A 628-nucleotide genomic window follows, 5' to 3' on the forward strand; every position below is an offset into this window, starting at 1 on the left:
CACCGTTTCTTCCCTGACAAAAGAGCTTTACAACCCGAAGGCCTTCTTCACTCACGCGGCATTGCTGGATCAGGCTTGCGCCCATTGTCCAAAATTCCCCACTGCTGCCTCCCGTAGGAGTCTGGACCGTGTCTCAGTTCCAGTGTGGCTGGTCGTCCTCTCAGACCAGCTACTGATCGATGCCTTGGTAGGCTTTTACCCTACCAACTAGCTAATCAGATATCGGCCGCTCCAGGAGCACAAGGCCTTGCGGTCCCCTGCTTTCATCCTTAGATCGTATGCGGTATTAGCGTAACTTTCGCTACGTTATCCCCCACTCCAGGGTACGTTCCGATATATTACTCACCCGTTCGCCACTCGCCACCAGGTTGCCCCGTGCTGCCGTTCGACTTGCATGTGTAAGGCATGCCGCCAGCGTTCAATCTGAGCCAGGATCAAACTCTTCAGTTCAATCTCTGTTTAATGTCGTTTCCGACAGATCGCTCACTCAAAATACTGACAGGCCACTATTTTCATAGCGCCTATTTTTCTTCTTTGTGAACATTTGATAATTTAAGTATGCAGTGACCGAAGTCACTGGCACTTTCATCAAACGCCCACACTTATCGACTGTTAATTGTTAAAGAAC

General features: G+C 49.8%; 1 rRNA gene. It reads right to left on the reverse strand.

Annotated elements, in window-relative coordinates:
* Window positions 1-450, reverse strand: a 16S ribosomal RNA gene (locus ACP7BZ_RS22995); the annotation flags it as partial.
* Between the last annotated feature and the right edge of the window lie 178 nt (window positions 451-628).

Source organism: Massilia sp. PWRC2, from assembly GCF_049896725.1.
Lineage (GTDB): Bacteria > Pseudomonadota > Gammaproteobacteria > Burkholderiales > Burkholderiaceae_D > JAFCUW01.